The sequence below is a fragment of the Candidatus Trichorickettsia mobilis genome, assembly GCF_963422225.1.
Classification (GTDB): Bacteria; Pseudomonadota; Alphaproteobacteria; order Rickettsiales; family Rickettsiaceae; genus Trichorickettsia; species Trichorickettsia mobilis_B.
In genome coordinates, this window is record NZ_OY728607.1 from 292413 (window position 1) to 312852 (window position 20440).

The 20440-nt window shown below is 33.3% G+C and carries 18 protein-coding genes and 1 pseudogene; 13 read left to right on the top strand and 6 right to left on the bottom strand.

Translation table 11 applies throughout. From position 1 onward, the window contains the following. The first annotated feature begins 7 nt into the window (after positions 1-7). The 7 genes from R2I74_RS01235 to dapA all read left to right on the top strand — a co-directional run bounded on the left by R2I74_RS01235 (position 8) and on the right by dapA (position 5219). A complete protein-coding gene (locus R2I74_RS01235; protein WP_316353116.1) occupies positions 8-361 on the top strand; it encodes an IS630 transposase-related protein in 354 nt (117 codons plus the stop codon). Between the two features lies 1 nt (position 362). After that, positions 363-833 (top strand): IS630 family transposase, encoded by a 471-nt coding sequence (locus R2I74_RS01240; RefSeq protein ID WP_316355238.1) that lies wholly within the window; start codon positions 363-365, stop codon positions 831-833. A gap of 327 nt (positions 834-1160) precedes the next feature. Then, positions 1161-1901, top strand: a complete 741-nt coding sequence (locus tag R2I74_RS01245; protein ID WP_316353290.1) for an ABC transporter substrate-binding protein — start codon at positions 1161-1163, stop codon at positions 1899-1901. Positions 1902-1917: 16 nt separating this feature from the next. Beyond that, on the top strand, positions 1918-2361 hold the full coding sequence (locus R2I74_RS01250) for a flavin reductase family protein (protein ID WP_316355239.1): 444 nt from the start codon (positions 1918-1920) through the stop codon (positions 2359-2361). A 377-nt stretch (positions 2362-2738) separates the two neighbouring features. Then, positions 2739-3473, top strand: coding sequence for a 4-hydroxy-tetrahydrodipicolinate reductase (gene dapB / locus R2I74_RS01255; protein WP_316353291.1), 735 nt, complete (start codon positions 2739-2741; stop codon positions 3471-3473). Between the two features lie 155 nt (positions 3474-3628). After that, positions 3629-4333, top strand: coding sequence for a LicD family protein (locus tag R2I74_RS01260; protein ID WP_316353292.1), 705 nt, complete (start codon positions 3629-3631; stop codon positions 4331-4333). A 4-nt stretch (positions 4334-4337) separates the two neighbouring features. Continuing rightward, positions 4338-5219 carry a 4-hydroxy-tetrahydrodipicolinate synthase gene (gene dapA / locus R2I74_RS01265; protein ID WP_316353293.1) on the top strand — a complete coding sequence of 294 codons (882 nt, stop codon included), beginning with the start codon at positions 4338-4340 and terminating at the stop codon, positions 5217-5219. A gap of 166 nt (positions 5220-5385) precedes the next feature. Here the strand turns inward: dapA and R2I74_RS01270 are convergent, their stop codons facing one another. Together R2I74_RS01270 and gltX are read right to left on the bottom strand one after the other, a co-directional pair. After that, complete coding sequence (locus tag R2I74_RS01270; RefSeq protein WP_316353294.1) at positions 5386-6177, bottom strand: DNA polymerase III subunit delta'; 792 nt, start codon at positions 6175-6177, stop codon at positions 5386-5388. Beyond that, positions 6174-7571 (bottom strand): glutamate--tRNA ligase, encoded by a 1398-nt coding sequence (gltX, locus tag R2I74_RS01275; RefSeq protein ID WP_316353295.1) that lies wholly within the window; start codon positions 7569-7571, stop codon positions 6174-6176. Before gltX ends, R2I74_RS01270 begins: the two co-directional genes overlap by 4 nt. Positions 7572-7800: 229 nt before the next feature. Here gltX and R2I74_RS01280 point away from each other — a divergent pair, with 229 nt between their 5' ends. Next, on the top strand, positions 7801-7956 hold the full coding sequence (locus R2I74_RS01280) for a hypothetical protein (protein ID WP_316353296.1): 156 nt from the start codon (positions 7801-7803) through the stop codon (positions 7954-7956). 241 nt (positions 7957-8197) lie between these two features. Here R2I74_RS01280 and R2I74_RS01285 read toward each other — a convergent pair. Together R2I74_RS01285 and alaS are read right to left on the bottom strand one after the other, a co-directional pair. Next, positions 8198-8491: pseudogene (locus R2I74_RS01285) on the bottom strand (GIY-YIG nuclease family protein). Then, positions 8481-11147, bottom strand: a complete 2667-nt coding sequence (gene alaS, locus R2I74_RS01290; protein WP_316353297.1) for an alanine--tRNA ligase — start codon at positions 11145-11147, stop codon at positions 8481-8483. Before alaS ends, R2I74_RS01285 begins: the two are co-directional and overlap by 11 nt. Positions 11148-11580: 433 nt before the next feature. Here alaS and R2I74_RS01295 point away from each other — a divergent pair, with 433 nt between their 5' ends. From R2I74_RS01295 to R2I74_RS01315, 5 genes are all read left to right on the top strand, one after another. Next, on the top strand, positions 11581-13119 hold the full coding sequence (locus tag R2I74_RS01295; protein WP_316353299.1) for a hypothetical protein: 1539 nt from the start codon (positions 11581-11583) through the stop codon (positions 13117-13119). Continuing rightward, on the top strand, positions 13106-13756 hold the full coding sequence (locus tag R2I74_RS01300) for a hypothetical protein (protein ID WP_316353300.1): 651 nt from the start codon (positions 13106-13108) through the stop codon (positions 13754-13756). Before R2I74_RS01295 ends, R2I74_RS01300 begins: the two co-directional genes overlap by 14 nt. Before the next feature lie 4 nt (positions 13757-13760). Continuing rightward, a complete protein-coding gene (locus tag R2I74_RS01305) occupies positions 13761-14825 on the top strand; it encodes an RP853 family protein (protein WP_316353301.1) in 1065 nt (354 codons plus the stop codon). 340 nt (positions 14826-15165) lie between these two features. After that, positions 15166-17082: a hypothetical protein gene (locus R2I74_RS01310; protein ID WP_316353302.1), complete on the top strand. Its 1917-nt coding sequence runs from the start codon at positions 15166-15168 to the stop codon at positions 17080-17082. A gap of 56 nt (positions 17083-17138) precedes the next feature. Beyond that, positions 17139-18638, top strand: a complete 1500-nt coding sequence (locus R2I74_RS01315) for a glycoside hydrolase family 19 protein (protein ID WP_316353303.1) — start codon at positions 17139-17141, stop codon at positions 18636-18638. Between the two features lie 152 nt (positions 18639-18790). On the opposite strand, the gene R2I74_RS01320 is transcribed toward R2I74_RS01315, so the two are convergent. Both R2I74_RS01320 and R2I74_RS01325 read right to left on the bottom strand, forming a co-directional pair. After that, positions 18791-19468: a hypothetical protein gene (locus tag R2I74_RS01320; RefSeq protein ID WP_316353304.1), complete on the bottom strand. Its 678-nt coding sequence runs from the start codon at positions 19466-19468 to the stop codon at positions 18791-18793. A 132-nt stretch (positions 19469-19600) separates the two neighbouring features. Next, positions 19601-20430 (bottom strand): IS5 family transposase gene (locus R2I74_RS01325; RefSeq protein ID WP_316353078.1). Its coding sequence is split into 2 segments (ribosomal slippage): positions 19601-20040 and positions 20040-20430, totalling 831 coding nucleotides; the frame shifts between segments, so codons are not numbered across the junction. Positions 20431-20440 lie beyond the last annotated feature (10 nt).

Consider the following 20440-nt stretch of genomic DNA (forward strand, 5'->3'; position numbering starts at 1 on the left):
AATTGTTATGACATATTCGATAGATTTTAGAAAGAAAGTACTGGCTATCAAAGAAAAAGAGAAGATGAGTTTTGAATCAATATCAAAACGTTTTGGAGTAGGAAAAAACACGGTATTTGTATGGACTAAAAAAATATCTCCTCTAAAGAATAGGAATAGAGCTTCGAAAAAAATACCGATTGATAAATTGAGAGAAGACGTGGTGCAATATAGTGACGCGTATCAATATGAAAGAGCTGAGCGGTTAGGAGTGAGTAAATCTGGAATACAAAAAGCATTAAAGAAGTTGAACATTACGTATAAAAAAAGCTTTAAAACATCCGAAGGCAAAAGAAGAAGAGAGGTTAGAATTTCAGAATAAGATAAAAAAGTACGAGGCAGAGGAAAAAGTTATTGTCTTTACCGATGAGAGCGGGTTTGTCCATAGCGCGCCTAGAACTCACGGATATTCGGCAAAAGGCAAGAGGTGTTATGGTGTTCATGATTGGCATCCGTCAAAAAGAACTAATGTTATAGGGGCATTAGTAGGTAAATCGCTGCTAACCGTGTCAATTTTTGACGGCAATGTTAATACAGTTATTTTTAACAGCTGGGTAGAACAAGATTTAATACCGAAATTACCTAATAATTCCGTGGTTGTGACAGACAATGCAAGTTTCCATAAAAGTCCGTATTTAAAAACTATGATAGAAAAAGCTGGTCATATATTGGAGTACTTACCGCCTTATTCTCCTGATTTGAATCCTATTGAACCAAAATGGGCTCAAGCTAAATCTAGAAGAAGGAAATATCGCTGTGACGTAGACACTCTGTTTGAAAAGTACATGTTATAACCGTTTTATAGGGGTTTAGCTATAGCAGAACATAATCTTTCAGATGTGTTATCTTGCGTATCTCATTTAAGAGATGATGAGGGATTCGTTAAACTTCTTGCTGAACTTTCTGAAAATAATGAGTATGTAGCTGACTCTGATTTATATTAGTGTCAAGAAGATTGATTTTATTTTGAGTGATGACGATGCTGTGTGCATAAAATTATGATCTTGATATATTTGCACTAAGGTTAAAAGTTGGACTGCTGACATTAGTTGTTTGTTTGACAGTAAGTTGCTTTTATACTAAAACATATAGTTAATTCTATAAAAGTTATTGAAAATGTTATGAAATTATTTAAATTATCTATCATTACTCTACTAGCGCTTATATTATTTGGTTGTGGCGGCTCTAAAGATGAAAATACCTTAATAGTAGGAACTTCAGCTGATAATCCTCCTTATGAGTATATTAAGAGTAGTCAAATAGTAGGTCTTGATATTGAGGTAATTGAAGAAATTGCAAAACATTTAGGTAAAAAAGTTAAGATTGAAAATCTAGATTTTAATGGTTTGCTAGCGGCATTATCAAGTGATAGAGTTGATTTAGTGATTGCTGGTTTGTCAGTGACTCCAGAACGTCAGGCAATGGTAGATTTTTCAGAACCCTATACTTCAGGTAGTATAGCTGTGCTATATAGAGCAAATGATAATTTTAAAGATGTTACTAATCTAGGCAACAAAATTGTCGGCGCACAATTGGGTACGATCTGGTCACAATTTGCTCAGTCTGTATCTATAAAACATAACGCTAAAGTTATAACTTTAGCTACTAATATAGCCTTGGTGGAAGAATTAAAGTCAAAAGCAGTTGATGCTGTAATTCTAGAGCAACAACAAGCAATAAATTTTATGGAAAATAATCCTGAGTTGGCGAGTTTTGTCATTAAAAGTTTAATTTCTGATTTTGCCATAGCTTTACCAAAACATTCACCATTAAAAGTTAATATCGATGGTGCTATAAAAGCGCTTAAAGCAGATGGTACTATCGATAAAATTATGGTTAAGTGGTTAAAAGGTGAACTCTAAACAATTTAAAGCATCTATGGGATGTTTGCCTACTGGAATCACTATAGTTAGTACCAGCTATGATGGGCAATTATTGGGGTTTACCGCCAATTCATTTACTTCAGTTTCTTTATCTCCTCCACTTATTCTATTCTGTTTAAATAAAAACGCAGGAAGCATTGCTGCTTTTCAAAGTAGCAATGTTTTTGCTATTAGTATTTTAGCTGCAAATCAGGCAGAGCTTTCAAAACATTTTTCTACAAGTCAGCCAAATAAGTTTAGTAGCGTTAACCATCAAATAGGAAAAATTACTAATTGTCCGTTAATTATTGACGCAGTTTGTTGGGTTGAATGCAAAAAATACCAGGAATATGAAGGTGGTGATCATCTAATTTTTGTCGGAGAGGTATTGAACACTACTATTAATAATGATCAACAGCCACTAGTGTATTTCTCAAAAAATTATCGAGAACTCAAATAGATTATAGTAATTAGAGAGTAGATGTAAACAAAACGTTAATTGAATTTTTGCTTATTTTTTATCTTCCTACTCTAAAATTGCTTTGGAACATAAAAAATATGTGAGCGGTTTTTAAAAAAGTCGTCATTGCGAGGTTTCAGCTGCCTCTGTCATTGCGAAGAGCTTAGCTCTGAGCAATCCAGAAAATCTAGCACCTTGACTGGATTGCTTCGGCTAAAAACCTCGCAATGACGTTGGTCGCCAGCTTTGTAAGTAGTATATTGACGTTCAATTTTAAAAACCGTGAACGCTCTTAGACATATGTTCATGATGGTGTTAGGTATTCGACGATGACAGAGATACTTTTCACTAACGTAATTTACTAGGTTTAAATAATAATGATTAAGATAGGATTGTGTGGTGCTACTGGTCGTATGGGATTAGCCATAAACCAAATTATAGATAAATTTGCTGATAAATGTGTAATTGTCGCGGAATTTTCTCGTACTCAGAGAAATATGGAATTAACCGATTTTTGTAACATCTCTGATGTCATTATTGACTTCTCAAGCCCAGAATTATTAGAAGAATTATTAGAATATTCTAAAACATGTAATACTAAATTAATTGTTGGCACCACTGGTCTTGAGGAAAATCATTTTCGTCTCCTGCAGCAAGCTGCATTAAATAAAGCGATAATCTATTCAGCAAATATGAGTATAGGGGCGAATGTTATAGCCAAGCTGGCGATGGATGCAGCTAGAATGCTAGATAATGAATATGATATTGAAATCCTGGATATTCATCATCGTCTAAAACGAGATGCACCATCAGGTACTGCTTTAATGTATGGTAGATTATTATCAGCAGTACGAGGTATAAATTTCAATCAAGATAATTTATACACTGCAAATCGAAATGGAGTGCGAGATTCCGGTGCTATTGGTTTTGCTAGTTTAAGAGGCGGAGGCTATACTGGAGAGCATGAAATCATTTTTGCTGGTAACGATGAGGTCATAACAATTAAACATCAAACATTAAATAGAAGAATCTTTGCTGAGGGTGCGATTGCAGCTGCATGCTGGATAATAGATAAGCCACCTGGTTTGTATTCCATGTTGGATGTACTATGAAGAATCGTCAAATATTAGCTATAACACTTATTCTGTTTATATCTTTACTATTAGCTATTTCTCTCATTTATGCTCGACCGTACCTTAGGAGTTGGATATATAAAGCAGCAGATTTTCTGTATAATGATGCTAAATCCATAGAACTTGTTGAATTTATGAGTAGTCCGTATGATCAATTAATTCGGCCAGAAAATACTAGATCTGAATATATCTTGACTCTTTATCAAATAATCAAAGATATTCATGATATATTTGATATTGTCGGTATTGAGTATTGGGCGGATTTTGGCACGTTACTTGGCGCAGTCAGACATGATGGCATTATTCCTTGGGATGATGATGGAGATTTAAGCATCTCTATAAAAGATCAGGATAAATTAATGAATTGTGTGGTTCCTACTTTAAAAAAGCTTAATTATAGTATAATACTAAAAAATGGATATATCACAGTGGTAGCACATGCAGGGTTGATCACCTTGCTTCCAGATGAAAAATATCCAGCTTGTGATATTTTTTTAGCTCAGGAAATAGATGGAAAATTAGTGCTAACAGGATGGCCACATACTATTGAGGTAACAGATTGGAAACCACTGAAAAAATATCGTTTTGGCAGTTTTTTCATATGGGGTCAGGCAAATCCTATTCCTTATTTAAATAGTTTGTTTGGAAAAAACTGGAAAACTTTAGCAATTCGTGGTGGAGATCATAAAACTGTAGATAGTAGAGAATCTTCTGGTATGCCATTCTTGATAAATGATACTGACTATCTTCCAGCTAAGCCTCTTGATCCATTAATTGATCATAGAGACGAGATGAGGAAATTATTGCAGGAGATTGGCGGAAGTTGTTTAACGGAGTAACATAATGAATAATATATTTAAAGGGCTAATCACAGCCATTATTACACCATTTAAAAATAATCAGCTAGATTTGATAGCGCTAGGTAAAATTCTGGAATATCAAAGTGAGCATAATGTCGATGGGGTGGTAATAGCTGGAACTACCGGTGAAGGGAGTAGTCTAAGTCAGGATGAGTATAAAATATTATTACAATCAGCAATAGCAATAGTACAAAAGCGTATGCCAATAATTGCTGGTTGTTGTTCCAGTAATACTATGGTTGCTTTGGATATAGCTTTGATCTGTCAGGATGTAGAAGTGGATGGCTTAATGTGTACGATTCCACCATATGTAAAACCTACGGCAGAAGGTATTTACCAGCATATTAAAACTATTCATGATGCTACAAATTTACCGATAATGATCTATAATACTCAAAGCAGGACTGGAGTTAATATTTCTGATGAAAATATCTTGCGACTTGCCGATTTACCAAGAGTGATGGCCTTAAAGGATACTGGGACAGATATCGAACGACCGCTAAGGTTGAACTCATTGCTTAAACAAATTAAGCAGAACTTTAACTTATTGACTGGTGATGATCCTATAGCTTTAGCTTATAATGCACATGGTGGAGTGGGGTGTGTATCTGTAGCTGGTAATATAGTGCCTAAATTGTGTAAAAACTTGCAAATTTGCTGTGAGCGTAATGATTTCGCTACAGCATTAACTATTCATCAACAACTATTTCCTCTTTATCAAGCATTATTTGCTGAAACAAACCCAATACCAGTGAAATATGCAGCATCACATTTAGGTCTATGTACTGAAGAATTAAGACTACCTTTAGTAGCGGCGAGTGTTGAAACCAGGAAATCAATAGTACAAGCCTTGAATGACCTGTAAGTGTTCACGAGTTTTTAAGTTTAAACGTTAGTATAGCACATACAATTCAGAAATCGGCTCGAATAAGAGAGAGGCGTAGCTTATAAAGACTGGATTGCTTCGATTTTTAATAAAATCTCGCAATGACGACTTTTTCTAAAACTCGTGAATCAACTATATTTGTAGTCTATTCATTAAATTGCTCAAGCAATAACACACAACTAGCACGTAAATCAAGATCATAGTTTATGGTATTATTAATAAGCTCATGAATGGTTTCAAATTTCTGCAGTAAGTATGTTGGTGTCGACGTGCGTAGCCTATTCATAACTTCAATTTCAGCATTGCTTAATTCCAGCTGGATTCCAGCTGATTTTTTAGTAATTCTTACCATAAATTGTAAGATATAATCAGCAATTACTACCCAGCGCTCTCGGTTCTTATCAGAAACTTTTTTTAGTAGTTCCAGTTTTTGTACTGAATTATTATCAGCTAATATATTGATGAGCTGATAATAAGCTTCACCAGTCTCATTTTGTACAGTTGATAGATGATGAATTTTAGCACAACGTGATCTGATAGTTGGTAATATACTTGCAGCAATAGTTGTAATTAAAAAAACATAGCTATTACCTGGGGCTTCTTCTAGTATTTTAAGCGTACAATTAGCTGCATGATGATTCATTAATTCAGCTCTGGCTATAATCGCTATTTTATGAGGAAACATGATCGAGGTACGATTAAAAAATTCTTGCAATTCTCTAATCTGTTCTACTGAAATATCTTTATTTTGAGGATTAGGTTTTTTTTCTATTAGTTTGAAATCCGGGTTATTTTGTAGTGAAATTTTATTATCAAATAAGGTTTGGTCAATAAATTCCTGTAATTCAGTTAGAGTTTGGTCAGGATCATTAGTGCTAATTAACCAGCTATTATGCAGTTTATTTAATTTATAGCTGGTTTTTAAAAGCTCTATCATTGAATGTATATTTTTTTTAAACGCTCAATACTATGCTCAATCCCAATAATTTCAATAATTTCAAAGATGCTAGGAGAATTAGCTAATCCAGTGATTAGAACTCTGATTGGTTTCATAAGCTCTCCAAGCTTGATCTGGTTATCTGTAGCTAAATGTTTGAACGAGTTTTGAATTGTTTCTTTATCATTATTCTTTATAGTTTTTAGCATGGCAATCACTTGTTCTACATAATTCTTATTACTTTGTTGCAATATCAATATTGCTTCATCACTATATTCAATAGAACTTGAGATCAGAAAAATTTTAGCAAGCTCCACCAAATCTGTAATTAGCTCTGCTCTAATTTTAATGGCATCCATAGCTTGTAAGATATATTTTCTTTCTTCATCACTAATTTTATAATGTTTTGCCAATTCTGCAACAACTATAGCAGCTAATTCCTGATTATCTTTATTACGTAGATAATGAGCATTTAAATGGCGCATTTTAGCAAAATCAAGTCTAGCAGGTGAAGCACCAAGACCTTCAAGATTAAACCAATTTATAGCCGTGGTTTTTGCAATAATTTCATCATCACCATGACTCCAGCCAAGTCTAAGTAAATAATTGCACAAAGCTTCGGGCAAGTATCCCATTTCTTTATAAGCTTCAACTCCAAGTGCACCGTGACGCTTTGATAATTTAGCACCATCAGGACCATGGATTAATGGTATATGTACCATTTCCGGAATTTTCCAGCCAAAAGCTTGATAAAGTTGTATTTGTCTGGCTGCATTGGTTAGATGATCATCGCCTCTGATGATATGAGTAATTTCCATATCGTGATCATCAACTACTACTGCCAGCATATAGGTAGCCGTACCATCACCACGAACTAACACCATATCGTCCATATGAGTATTTTCAATGACTACATTTCCCTGGAGTCGGTCATGAATAATGGTTTGACCTTCTTTGTTAGCTTTTAGTCTGATTACTGGTTTGATATCTTTAGGGTAGGTTTTAGGATCAGCTTCACGCCAGGGGCTATTAAAGAGAAAATGTTGTTTATTTGCAGCTGCATTATTACGTAACTGTTCAATATCTGCTTGTGGCGTAAAACAATAATAAGCTTTTCCCTGATTTAATAATTGCATAGCAGCTTGATGATGAAGCTCATTGCGTTTTGCTTGGTATATTATTTCACCATCCCAATCTAAACCCAACCATTTAAGGCTAGTTAAAATAGCTGTAGTTGCTTCTGTGGTGGATCTTGCTTTATCAGTATCTTCAATTCTGAGTAAAAATTTACCATGATGATGACAGGCAAATAAATAATTAAATAAAGCAGTTCTAGCACTGCCAATGTGTAAAAATCCGGTTGGCGATGGAGCAAATCTGGTAATTACGGTCATTTAATTTACTCTTGATTGTTGTTATTATTTTGCTATGCTATAGCTTCATGGTGCTTTATATCCACCATAACAACACTGGCTGTTCCGAGCCATTATGCGGACTCCTTTAGTCGGGAGTCCTGCTACTATACAATAGTGTCTTTGGCATAAAGGTAGCAGGGCATGAGTGTTGTCATGGGTATAAGCTCCCGGCATCAAATCTGTTGATTTTAAAAAGGAGTCTTAAGTCATGGAACATAATTTTATTACTATATTAGCCAGTTGTGCTGACTGGATTAAAGCTACTATTATCATCAGCAGTGGGTTAACATTAGTTAGCATTTTTTATTTAATCAAACAAACCATTATCGAATCAATAAAATTAACTAAAGCTAGTAAACATTGATAAATAAATATTATCTATAGCGTTTGAAATATCTTGTGTAACTAAAATAATAGTCTCTCTCTAGTAAAAAGTTATTATAACCACCACGAAGTCATCCTGAACGACTAAAGAAGTCATAGTAATAACAACGTACAGTCATCCTGAACTTGTTTCAGGAACTTATGCAGTTCCGCGAGATCCTGAAACAAGTTCAGGATGACTGTGTGGTGATCCGGGGTGACTTGTCAGTCACGATAAACTATTAGTGTATGACTTCTAGCTTATGCCAATCTGGATTAATAGACTCAATTAAATTTATTTTCCAGTCACGATGCCAATTTTTTAATTGTTTTTCACGAATAATTGCTTCTTGTGGCATTTGAAACTCTTCAACATATACTAATCGATCAAGATTATATTTTTGGCTAAAGCTTTTTATTATTTTTTATTTATGTTCAAAAATTCTTCTTGTAATATCGTTAGTTACCCCAATATATAAAATACCTCTTGGTTTATTGGTAATAATATAAACATAAATTACCTTACTATAACTCATATAATTTTAAAATTTCCACTATTTTTTCCTTAAGCACCGGTAGTTTACTAGTATCAATTCCTCCTGCCTGAGCCATGCCAGCTTGACCGCCACCGCCATTACCACCAAGAAAAATTGAAATTTCTTTTGCAATATTACCGGCATGCAGCTTAATGCTAAGCTCTTTGCTAATTGCTACTGTAATAGCAATTTTATCATCTGTATTACTAATATATACTACAATTAAATTTTCTCCCTTAGCTATAATTCGCTCTAGAGCCAGCCTAATTAATTTGGCATCAACATTTTGCACTAATCTATAAATTAGCCTAATGTCTCTTATTAAGGTAGTTTGTGCAGTCATTTCCTCTTGAGTTAAATCAAGGGCGGTAACTCTGAATTCTAATAATTCTTGTTCCAGTTGTTTATGCGCAAGATTTAGTGCGTTAATTTTAGTGATTAATTCGGTTTTTGGTGTTTTTAATTGAGAGGAAATTAGATTAATTGTATGTTCATTTTGTCTAGCAAGCTCTAATGCAAATTTACCGCAAACTGCTTCAATTCTTCTGACGCCGGCGGCAATAGCGTTCTCGGCAATAATTTTAAATGCTCCAATATCACCGGTACGTGCTACATGCAAACCACCACAGAGCTCCAGAGAATATGTTCTGCCTTCCTGATTAATACTACTACCCATCGACACTACTCTTACTTCATCGTCGTATTTTTCTCCGAATAATGCCATGGCACCAGCGTTAATGGCCTGGTCAGTGGACATTAATACGGTATTAACTGTTGAATTTTCGATGATTATTTCATTCACCCGATCTTCTATTTGTTCTATTTGTTCTTGGGTTAGTGCTTTTTGATGACTAATATCAAATCTTAAACGATTATGAGCTACCAGAGACCCTTTCTGGGTAACATGTTTGCCGATTAATTCATGTAACACTGCATGCAGTATATGAGTAGCAGAATGATGAGCTCGTAAATTCCTGCGATAAATTTTATCTATGCTAAGTTTTACTATATCAGCAATATTAATTTTACCTTCTTCAAGCACACAAATATGAGCATGAATACAGCCAAGATATTTTACAGTGTTTAAGACTTTTATCTTGGCTGTAGCTGATTCTATAAGTCCGATGTCGCCAAGTTGACCTCCGGATTCAGCATAAAATGGTGTTTGATTGGTTAATAGAATGAATTTTTGATTAGTTCCAATAATTGAATCCAGTAAGATATTATCCTGCAATAGCGCAATAATTTTTGCTGAAGCGTTATCAAATGTATAACCTAAGAATTCAGTGCTGCCAAATTCAGACTTAAGATCAAACCATATATTATCAATCTTATCTTCACCACTGCCTGACCATGCTGCCCTTGCTCGTTGTTTTTGTTCCTGCATTTTATTATCAAAGCCAGCAAAATCAACAGCAATGGCTTTTTTCTTGAGGATATCTTCAGTTAAATCTAACGGAAAGCCGTAAGTATCATATAGTTTGAATGCTACCTCACCGGGAAGTATTCCGCCAGTATCAATTGATAAGGTTTCATCATCAAGCAGCTTTAACCCACGCTCCAGGGTGGTTTTAAAACGTATTTCTTCTTCATATAAAATATCGCTGATAAAACTCTCAGCTCGTTTAAGTTCGGGATAAGTATCGCCCATTAAATTTATTAATTTTGGTAATAATTTATAGATTAATGGATCAATCGCTCCTAATAAATGAGCGTGCCTCATACTTCGGCGCATGATCCGCCTCAGTACATATCCTCGCCCTTCATTTGATGGCATTACACCATCTGCAATTAAAAAAGCACAAGAACGTAGATGATCGGCTATAACTCTGAAAGAGAATCGGTCATCACCATCAGCTCTAACAGATACTAGCTGCTCTATCGATTCTATAATTTCCTGAAATAAATCGATATCATAATTATCATGTACATTTTGTAGGACAGCAGTAATTCGTTCCAGTCCCATCCCAGTATCAATTGATTTTTTTGGTAGTTCAATGCGAGTATCTTGATCAATTTGCTCAAATTGCATAAATACCATATTCCAGATCTCAATATAGCGGTCACCATCCGCTTCAGCAGTTCCCGGTAATCCACCTTTTATATGTTCGCCATGATCATAAAAAATCTCTGAACATGGACCGCATGGACCAGTATCACCCATCGACCAGAAATTGTCTGTGGTGTTAATTCTGATAATACGATCATCATTAAATCCAGATATTTTTTGCCAATAATGTGCAGCTTCATCGTCAGTATGATAGACAGTAACATATAATTTATCTTTTTTGAGGCCAAACTCTTTAGTAAGTAATTGCCAAGCGTAATAGATCGCTTCTTCTTTAAAATAGTCGCCAAAAGAAAAATTGCCGAGCATTTCAAAGAAAGTATGATGCCTGGCGGTATAGCCGACATTATTTAAGTCATTATGTTTTCCTCCCGCCCTAACTGATTTCTGACTGCTGGTTGCGCGAGTATAGCTTCTATTTTCTTGGCCAGTAAAAACATTTTTAAATTGAACCATTCCTGAATTGACAAACATTAAGCTAGGGTCGTTATGAGGAATTAATGGACTTGCTGCAACATGGGTGTGATTATTTTTTATAAAATAATCAAGAAATAATTTTCTGATCTCAGCAGTGGTGGGCTTAAACATTATGTTAAAGTTATTTGTTGAAAATGATATTATATAGCGTAATTTTGAATTGCGTGCAATTATGAACTCACTGAGAGCTCTATTATAGCGTCGGCAAGTCAAGCTTGTTACTCTCAAATTTTGCGTGATTCGCATGTGCGAAACAAAGTAATCTACGCTGAGCATGCTCACACTAAAATTTAAAAGTAACAAGCTTACTGACTCTAGCTATACGTATAAACTATGGCACTGGAAACAGTGTCACTCTAATGGTCGATTTATGCGTTATTTTTGTCCTCAAATCCTCATGTATAATAATACACTCCGGTTTTGCGGGCAAAAATGCCTATAAATCGTTTAATTATAATAACAATGTTTTCAGTGTCATAGAAATAAATAATCATAAATTAGCAAGTAATGATAAGATGATATAATTAATCGACTTAAATTAGCTATGACTAAATTCAAACAACCAAAAACCAGAGTATTTGCCAATTTATTGCATAATACTTTTTATCGAAAGACAGTGATTATTCTGGTAGGTAACAAAGGAATATTTTTGGGGGCGATCAATAGTAATAAAATAATTGATCACAAGTTTATTTTAACTGGAATGCAGGAAGAACCAGAGGAATATATAAATTTTTTACAAAAATTTAAAGGATATTATATATTTTTCTTGTTAGATAATAATGAATGTGCTTTGCATCATGAATTGGTTCCGGTTTTTCAATCAATAGTTAAAGCTAATCCAGTCGAAGAATTTATCAAGGAACATTTTTCCGAAGAAGATATTGTCGCTTATAATATTTATAGTATTACTACCAAAACTAGTGAAAATTGGGCGGTAGTTCTTGCTTCTCAAACCTACCAGCCGCCATTAAGTAAAATACTTAGCTATATCCTGGAGAATTCATTAAAATTTGGTGGTATTTATTTTCTGAACCTGGAATTAAAAACTATCATTGATAGAATTTTACAAATTACCAGTAATACTGATTGCAATAATAATTTACAGATTTTTGTTTCAATACTGAACGCCAGTAGTATTAAATGTGTAGTTAAACATCATGGCAATATAATCTCTGTTAAGAGTGTAGATTATCCTGCTGACAAGTCGTGGGAATATGTTCAAGGGATTATCGAGCATGAAGTTAGTGATTGTTTGATTTTATATAAGAAGTATATCAATAGCAATGAGCTTAATGCTTGTGTTATTTTTTTAGTGAATAAAGAGCTACAACTATTATTGCAACAATCGGTTTTTAATGCTTATCGAATAGTTTGCTTGACTGAGCAGGACATTTTTAAAAATTCAGTAGGCGACACACTGCTTTTGGATTCAGTTATTGTAAAATTATTTGCCGAACGAAAAAGTTTTTTAGGGTTGAACAGTAAAATCAGAGCAGTAATCCAACTTGATTTGGTTAATAAATGGCTGTTTAAGCCTTTTATTGCTGGGGTAATAATATTAATATTGTTGTTAATGGGTATAAAAATGGAAACCCAGTTAAATCAGAAGCAGATGACAGTTTTAAATGATAAATATCACAAAATAGCATGGGAATATAGAACAATTAAACAAAAATATCCTGATATAAAAGATGTTACCAATCTAGCTGATTTGTATAGTTTTGATAAATTATTAAAGATACCTGTATTGACTCCATTTGATTTATTAAAACAATTGTTAAATGATTTATCAGATTCAAAAGTGCATTTAAATAAAATTAGTTGGCAATTAAATGATTATGATAACATAATTTCACCTAAGCAATCTATGCGGGTAGAGATATCAATGAAATTCATTAATAATGATTCTTCGATCATAGAATCATTATCTGCGTTTAACGAATATATGTCTAATTTACGAAAAAGGTTTAGTGGTTTTGATATTAGCTATACACGCTCTACCGATAAAATTACCAATTTGTTTGGTAATATTGTAATGCCTGTAACAATTATAATTTCAGGGTCAGATGGATCAAGATAAAACCTTGGAAAGGTTCGTGGTTTATTTAAAAAATATTATTTTTTTTAAATTCATCATGTATTTTTTATCGATAGGTATATTAGTATGGTTGTTACAAATTTTTGAAGGTGACCTTATACAATCTGTAGAGTGGCTAAATAAAGCACATCAATCTCTATATAATGCTACTGCTAAATTAGCATCTATTATGGATTCTGACGATAAAATATTAAAGGCCTATCATTTATATGAAGATATATTAACGACGTCAGATAAACAACGTTGTGATGTAAGGCTAAAATTGGTAAAAAATTTGCGAGATTTAGCAGCTAAATATCATTTAGTGGATCCAGTTAACATTAAGATGTCACAATCATTTCAGAGAAATGTTGATCAGTCTATAGGTGATAAAATTAAAGTGAAGAATTATGATTTACAAATTCAGTTTGCAGCCCCGGATTTTAATGTAGTCTTAGCTTTAATAAGTGAAGCTTATACTTTATTACCTGAGCATAGTATGACTTTATTTTTAGAAGCACAAGAGCAGGAGGTGTTAACTCCTTCGTTGATAGCGAGGTTAACATCAGAAAGATATCCAGATCTGATTAACACAGTGTTTAATGTTCGTATTCGAGAAGTGACTGTTAAGAAGCGATGATTTTATGACTAATATTCCATTAAATATTAATAATACAATACAAATTTTTCAAAAATCTATTATTCAACAGTTAGTTAGTAATTTAACTGAGCCGACATGCGCTACTCTTGCGAATATGTTGGCCATGGATTATGTTTCAAGGCTAGAAGGTACGATCAATGCACAAGATCATCTTGATATATGTATTAATAAATTAAAAAATTTTCTTGAACAGAAAGTAATGGTTGATGACAGTTTTTCTATGGCGCTAACATTATTTACTGTAGCAATAGCGCCAGAGCAAATAAACTATCAGGATAAAAATAATTTATTAGAGCAAGATCAATCGCAGAATGCAGTGGTAGATGGAGTAATCAACTCGCATTTTACTGAATTTAATTCTAAAGATATAGGAAAAGTTAAAGCTGCTCTACGTAATTTATTACGAGATCATGGGAAAAAAATATTGGACTATATTAATGCTGAACCACAATTATTCTTAGTAATCATAAATGGCTCTATTGCTCAGCATAAAACCGAAGAAGAGATTAATAGATATATTAGAGCACAGGTTAATAGGATTTTAGATAAAACTATCGAATTTAATAAAAGAAGAAATATTTTTAAACAAAAAGCCAGTAGGATTACTACAGCGGTTTGTACTATTGCTGCAGTGACCGTCAGCGCTTTAACGGGTGGAGCTGCCATGCCAATGATAGTTATGGCAGCGACTATGTTATCAATGAAATTTGCACCAAAACTCGGTGAAAATATAGGGCAAACAATACTAAATTTTGATAACAATACTAAATCTAGTTTTAATGAAATAAGCAGAATAAAAGCAGAATTATTGCAAAATAATCAACAAAGAATTACTGTCCAGAAAGAACAAGAAGTAGAAATTAAGCCATCTAAAACTGTAGAACATGATTTAATAAAAAAACATGATCAAAAATTGGAAACCATAAAGGAAAGTCTTGCTGAGTACAAGGCTCATGATTCGGAAGTAAAAGAGAAAAATTTTCAGGAGCAACTAAGTGAAAATAAAGAGATAGCTAAATGTAAAGATAAAGGAGGGATGTCGACTTAAATTCTTGTTATGATATTATAATTTAGTATTAATATACAATTACAGAAATATAAAAAACAACGATTTTATGTTGTTTTTCTTATCTTAACTAATTTTTAGTACAATTTTGTTACGATATTCAATAATTAAAACAAAGCTGCAGTATAACAATTTTATTAACCATGTCTTTTGTTTTTAATAAAAATGATAGATTTTAATTTTGATAAGCGTTATAATCATTTTATGGTATTCCAAAAATTGGACTTAATAATGAAATAGCGAAGTTTGGGTAGTATATAACAGTTTAAGAATGGTGTGCAAAGCATGCAAAGTAGCTAATATTTCGTGGAGAACGTAAAACATGAGATCATCTGATAGTCAAGTGACAAGTGAATATATACATACATCTCAAAAGATTAGTAGTTGTATGGCAGCATTGAGTGTGGAATATATTTTGTCTTATAAAAAATCAGATCAAACTAGAAGTGCTTGGTTCGCTTTTGGTGTTGTTAAAGTCTTGTTACAATATGCCGAGATTTTTGATTTTTTGAATCAGCGATATAAAAAAGATTTGATAGATTCATTGCGTACTCACGCCGATAAGTACATTAAGTTATTAAAACAAGAAGCAGCTGATTCAGCAACTCCGGAAGTGCATTCCATTTTTCAAGAAGAAGTTAATTTTTTAATTGGACAATTAAGCAGTAATAAACTCGAACGTACTGGTGATTTGCTTGAGCAAGAACTAAAAGCAGTACAAGATATAGTGAGTAAATTGATCCAAAATTGCCGCACATTTTTTGCCGAGCAATCTCACATCATGGATATGATGGATCAATTGCAGGGTATGGCGATAGCATTAGGGATCACAAATCTTACTCCTGAACAACAAAAAAAACTCTTGGTAAAATTATTGCTTACCAAAGAAATATGGCAGCTGGAGCCCCTTGCTGCTACAAAAGAAGATAGTTTTAGCTTAATGTTCTATTCTAACCCAATCCAGTTTTTGAGGAATTTAGCAACTCCTAATGTAGACGATACATTTCACAATATTATTAATTTTTTTGCACATGATCATCAAGCGCTATTGAATATTAGTGATGTAAAATTAATAAATCTATACGATAGATTAAAAGATTTAGATCATCAAGATGAGGTGTTAGCTAGCTTACTGCAAAAGATTCATCAAGAAGCTCCATTTCGTTATAATTATAATAGAATTGGTGATTCGGGATATGAATTACTTAAAAGATTTCAAAGTTATGACGCTATCTTTCATCAAATCGAGAATGCAGAATTTCATATTACCGAAGCTTTTTTATTGCGAAACAATAATTTTATGCAGGAAACTTTAATGCTTCTGGCAAAGCATGTAGATAATATAAGAGCAATAGGAGCTGCAAAATCTCCTATAGTGCATACTGTACTAAATAAATTGGAAGTTGAATTAGAGCATCATTACCCTAATGATTCTAATCACAAAAGTACGATTGCTGCAATTAAAGATAAGCTAGCTTTAGGGCTTGATAGTCAAATTATCAATAGATATTCTGAGTTAAATAAATTTACTGTCTTTGCCTTAAAAAGTAAGTACCTTATCTTGTTTGAGCAAATTAAACGATTACTCGACGATGACAGTGAAGATGACAAAGGATTCCTGAATCAAATATTAGTTAAAAGATTTGCACAGGATTATTATATAGCGAATGCATCTAATTCTATTGCTACATTAAGGTCGATTGCCAATGATCGCAGTGAAATTGTAAAACAGTGTTCTGAAATTGATTTTGTAGAAATTTTTAATCCGGAATGCACAAATAAAATCACTAGTTTAAATTTCAAGAAACAAATGGTGATCTCTAGTGTTAAAACTATTAATGATTATGTTGAGGTTTTATTAAAATTGGTGACATCATTATGTAGTGCTTCGCAGTTAGACTGCTTATATCGGCCATTATTATACGGCAATTTGACTAAAACCCAACAAGTTTTAAAGAGAGAGCTAAGTAAGCAGATTAAACAACGTACCACTATTGCTAAGATGGTATATTCTGTATTTACTGGTAAGAAAAATGAGTATAATAGGCTTAAAGTAATTAAGGATTCAGCAAATGTAATACCTAAAAATATGAGTAACGTTCAATCTGGATTAAAGGAAATTAGTGACCTACCTACGCAATTAAAAAAGAATTTGCAATCTTTTTCTTCAAAATCATCTCATCCAGAAGAAGCCGAGCATAATGATAATTCAAGAGCTGTTAAAGAAAAAGTAAATTAGAAGTACTCGTAGTTATGTTGAGTCCTTTTTGAATATAAAATTAAAGAGTATATTATATGATCGCGTTTGTTAATTTAGAATATTCTAAAAGATTGTGGAAATTTTTAGTTGTTGCTATAACATTATCTATCGTTTTATGCAAGACTACCTATGGTTATGATGCTTGCGTTACAGGTCAAGCATATCTTGCAAATGATCTTTGTACTGTAGGTGTTGAAGATAAATGTGTTTTATGGAAAGCTCAGTGGTGGATAAACGTGGCTCCAGGTACAGATCCAGCCTGGAAAAACATGGGTTCATGTGATGGAAAAGCAGGGGGAGAAGAAAAAGTAGTAGTACCTAAAGGACCTTCGATAGAGGAAATGAAGATAATAATGGATGCTTTGGTAAGAGATGCAGAGTCTCAACAAAAAACTGCTGATACGGGAATAGCAAAATGGTTAACAGAGATCAAGGATCAAATTCCTGCTGCGGATTATAATAGACTTCTTGATGTGGCGTATTATGTACGTACTCTGCCATTGGATGTAGTAGCAAAGATTAAGGTTGGAAAATCTGATAATCCTGAAAATGTAAAGCGTGTTGAGAAAATTATTTCAGAAAATACTTGGAATACATTATTTCCTTTGACTAATCAGAGTACAAAAGAAGGTACTCCAGAAGGCATAGGCATCTATACTTATGAAAATTTTCTGAAAGCTGTTGGAGCATTTCCAGCTTTTTGTGGGAATTATGCAAATCATCCTAAGCTACGAGGTGTTGATGCTGATCAAGTATGTAAAAAATTACTGGCAACAACTTTTGCTCATTTTAACAAAGAGACTAGTGCTAACTCTGCTGCTTGGACTACAAAAATTGAGAAACAAGGCTTATATTTTGTCAGAGAAGCTGATTGTATTAATGGGATGACAAATTATTGTAAAACAGATTACTTGCTTGGTGCAGCAGTCTATCCTGCAAATCTTCAAGAAGGAAATGCATATTTTGGTCGTGGAGCAAAACAATTATCTCATCCAGTAAATTACGCAACTTTATCTATTCTGCTATTTGGTAAACCTGATGTTTTATTGAAGTATCCTGATCTAGTTTCAACCACATGGTTAGCTTTAGGCTCAGCAGTTTATTTTGCTTCTACGCCTATCTCATCTAAGCCAGCCATGATTGAAGTTATAGATGGCAATTATCAACCAAATGCTGTAGATCAGTCTCGTAATTTTGTTCCAGGATTTGGGTTAACAACACATATTATTAATGGTGGCTATGAATGTATACCATTAGATAAAGATCTTAAAACTGATGATAGTGGCACTCCTTATTGGAAGGTGCGAGCAAATTATTATAAATATTTTGCAAAGACATTGGGTGTATCGGGAACAATAGATGAAAATTCATTAAGCTGCTCAAAGATGAAGAGTAATTTTGATACCACAAGTGCTGCATCAAGACCATACTATTTTGCCCCAGGTGCATGTAATCCAGTTCAATGGGAACCAGCGCCAACTTTTATGACGTATGGGGGAAGTGCTACATTAGCATTGTGTAAAGCTACAAAATAACATATGATAGTAATATAATTATATCTATCAAATTTTAAACTTACAACTCTCACAAATCTTAAGCTAAGGAAGCGCATGCAGTAATTAATTTGTTTTGCGCAACCTTATCTTAGAATTTGACTGTCACCACCTAACTGACCGGCACTATATAACTAATTTAGATCTGCATCTTCTTCAAGATGGCCTATTAAGTCCAAGTGTGGTGATTGATGATGCTTAATATCAATCAGTGCTTTTGTTGTTTCTTCCATTCCGGTGTATGGTGAATATGATAGTAGTGTATTATGTAGAGCTTCGGTTAATTTAATATCGTAAGTATAAAAAAAAGTCTCTAATGCTTGATAATAACTACCAGCGACTAAATGATGATAAATCTTATTAAGTAAATCAGGATTATCAGATGACGCTGAATTAAACTGTGCTATATATTCACACAGCTCTTTTGTAAGATTGTTTAAATAATTACCAGTACTTATATTACTTACTATAACTTTAATAGTAATAGCATTCTTGATAAGGGATGATAAAAATTCATTAGCTTTAACTGTATTGTTCTGTTGTGTTACTTTGAAACAAATGCTCGTAAGCTGAGTACTTGGTATCACTTGAAGCAATTCTGATACTTCATCCCACGTTAATTTTTGATAATAGTCAATATCACTCCAATTTAGCTCTGTGATGCTATTTCTGCTAAGCACGCTAGGTAATTCCTCGTAATTACCAGCTTTAATTAACTGATAACACTTATCGCTTGGATTAGAGAACTTGTCATCCAAAAGTTTTGGCAAAGGAAGTGGCGGTTTTTCATGAGGTACCTGAATCGTGCTCATCTTAACATCACCATATTTAACATCAACTCCATTTATAATGCACCTGGTGAACTTGCTCAGCTCAATAAATTCAGCAATTGTCTGTTGATAATTACTATCCTTCTCATAATTGAAATAGACCTCTTTCGAAACTCATTTACCAAGATCCCAATTATATAAACCAGCAATTAAATTGAACCTAAGACCAAATCTTTTGCGTCTATTTCGATATTTATCAGCAATTATTTTAAAACGCTTTAACATACCTATAACATTTTCATTTAATACTCTGTCACTTGCTAAACTTCTATTATTTTTCTTATCTTCTTTGGTTAAAGCATTCTTTTTACTCTTTTTCTTTGGTAGCTCAGAATTTGTATGAATCTTCTGTAAGCCTTGATAACCAGTATCAGTAATCACTTTAACCTCAGGCAGTATATGGGTTCTTGATTCTTTAAATAATTTAAAATCATGACGCTTACCATTGGAAAAAGAAGTGCATATGACTCGTTTGCTTTTCTTATCTACTACTATTTGAGTCTTTAACGTATGTCTTTTCTTTTTACCTGAGTAATAGTATTTCTGTTTTTTTGGGGTCGCTCTATAGGGCTTTCTGTAGCATCTATTAAAACTAATTCATACTCCATACCGCTTTTAACTAGAGCCTTCTTACCTGGAAGAGCAAAATCCGGATGTTTTATTAGAGTGTCTTCAACAAAACGAATTGTTTTAAATGCACTGCTTTCGCTAACCCCATAATTCTTAGCTATATGAAAATAGGTACGGTATTCCCTTAAATATTCAAGTGTCATTAATAGGCTGTCTTCCATACTAAGACTAGCTCTTCTGCCACCTTGGTACCTCCTATTTATTTGTTTCTCTGTCTTTAAAATCCCTACCATCTTTTCGAATGTACTATTTCTTACCCCAGTTAATCTTCTAAAATGCTCTTCCGATAAAATGCTTAAATTTTTATATCTCATATAGTTCTAA

Excerpts from the sequence above, each read along its gene's own strand:
- R2I74_RS01235 (WP_316353116.1), top strand. The coding sequence starts at position 8 with ATGACATATTCGATAGATTTTAGAAAGAAAGTACTGGCTATCAAAGAA.
- R2I74_RS01245 (WP_316353290.1), top strand. The coding sequence starts at position 1,161 with ATGAAATTATTTAAATTATCTATCATTACTCTACTAGCGCTTATATTA.
- R2I74_RS01250 (WP_316355239.1), top strand. The coding sequence starts at position 1,918 with ATGGGATGTTTGCCTACTGGAATCACTATAGTTAGTACCAGCTATGAT.
- dapB (WP_316353291.1), top strand. The coding sequence starts at position 2,739 with ATGATTAAGATAGGATTGTGTGGTGCTACTGGTCGTATGGGATTAGCC.
- R2I74_RS01260 (WP_316353292.1), top strand. The coding sequence starts at position 3,629 with ATGAGTAGTCCGTATGATCAATTAATTCGGCCAGAAAATACTAGATCT.
- dapA (WP_316353293.1), top strand. The coding sequence starts at position 4,338 with ATGAATAATATATTTAAAGGGCTAATCACAGCCATTATTACACCATTT.
- R2I74_RS01270 (WP_316353294.1), bottom strand. The coding sequence starts at position 6,177 with ATGATAGAGCTTTTAAAAACCAGCTATAAATTAAATAAACTGCATAAT.
- gltX (WP_316353295.1), bottom strand. The coding sequence starts at position 7,571 with ATGACCGTAATTACCAGATTTGCTCCATCGCCAACCGGATTTTTACAC.
- R2I74_RS01280 (WP_316353296.1), top strand. The coding sequence starts at position 7,801 with ATGGAACATAATTTTATTACTATATTAGCCAGTTGTGCTGACTGGATT.
- alaS (WP_316353297.1), bottom strand. The coding sequence starts at position 11,147 with ATGTTTAAGCCCACCACTGCTGAGATCAGAAAATTATTTCTTGATTAT.
- R2I74_RS01295 (WP_316353299.1), top strand. The coding sequence starts at position 11,581 with ATGACTAAATTCAAACAACCAAAAACCAGAGTATTTGCCAATTTATTG.
- R2I74_RS01300 (WP_316353300.1), top strand. The coding sequence starts at position 13,106 with ATGGATCAAGATAAAACCTTGGAAAGGTTCGTGGTTTATTTAAAAAAT.
- R2I74_RS01305 (WP_316353301.1), top strand. The coding sequence starts at position 13,761 with ATGACTAATATTCCATTAAATATTAATAATACAATACAAATTTTTCAA.
- R2I74_RS01310 (WP_316353302.1), top strand. The coding sequence starts at position 15,166 with ATGAGATCATCTGATAGTCAAGTGACAAGTGAATATATACATACATCT.
- R2I74_RS01315 (WP_316353303.1), top strand. The coding sequence starts at position 17,139 with ATGATCGCGTTTGTTAATTTAGAATATTCTAAAAGATTGTGGAAATTT.
- R2I74_RS01320 (WP_316353304.1), bottom strand. The coding sequence starts at position 19,468 with ATGAGCACGATTCAGGTACCTCATGAAAAACCGCCACTTCCTTTGCCA.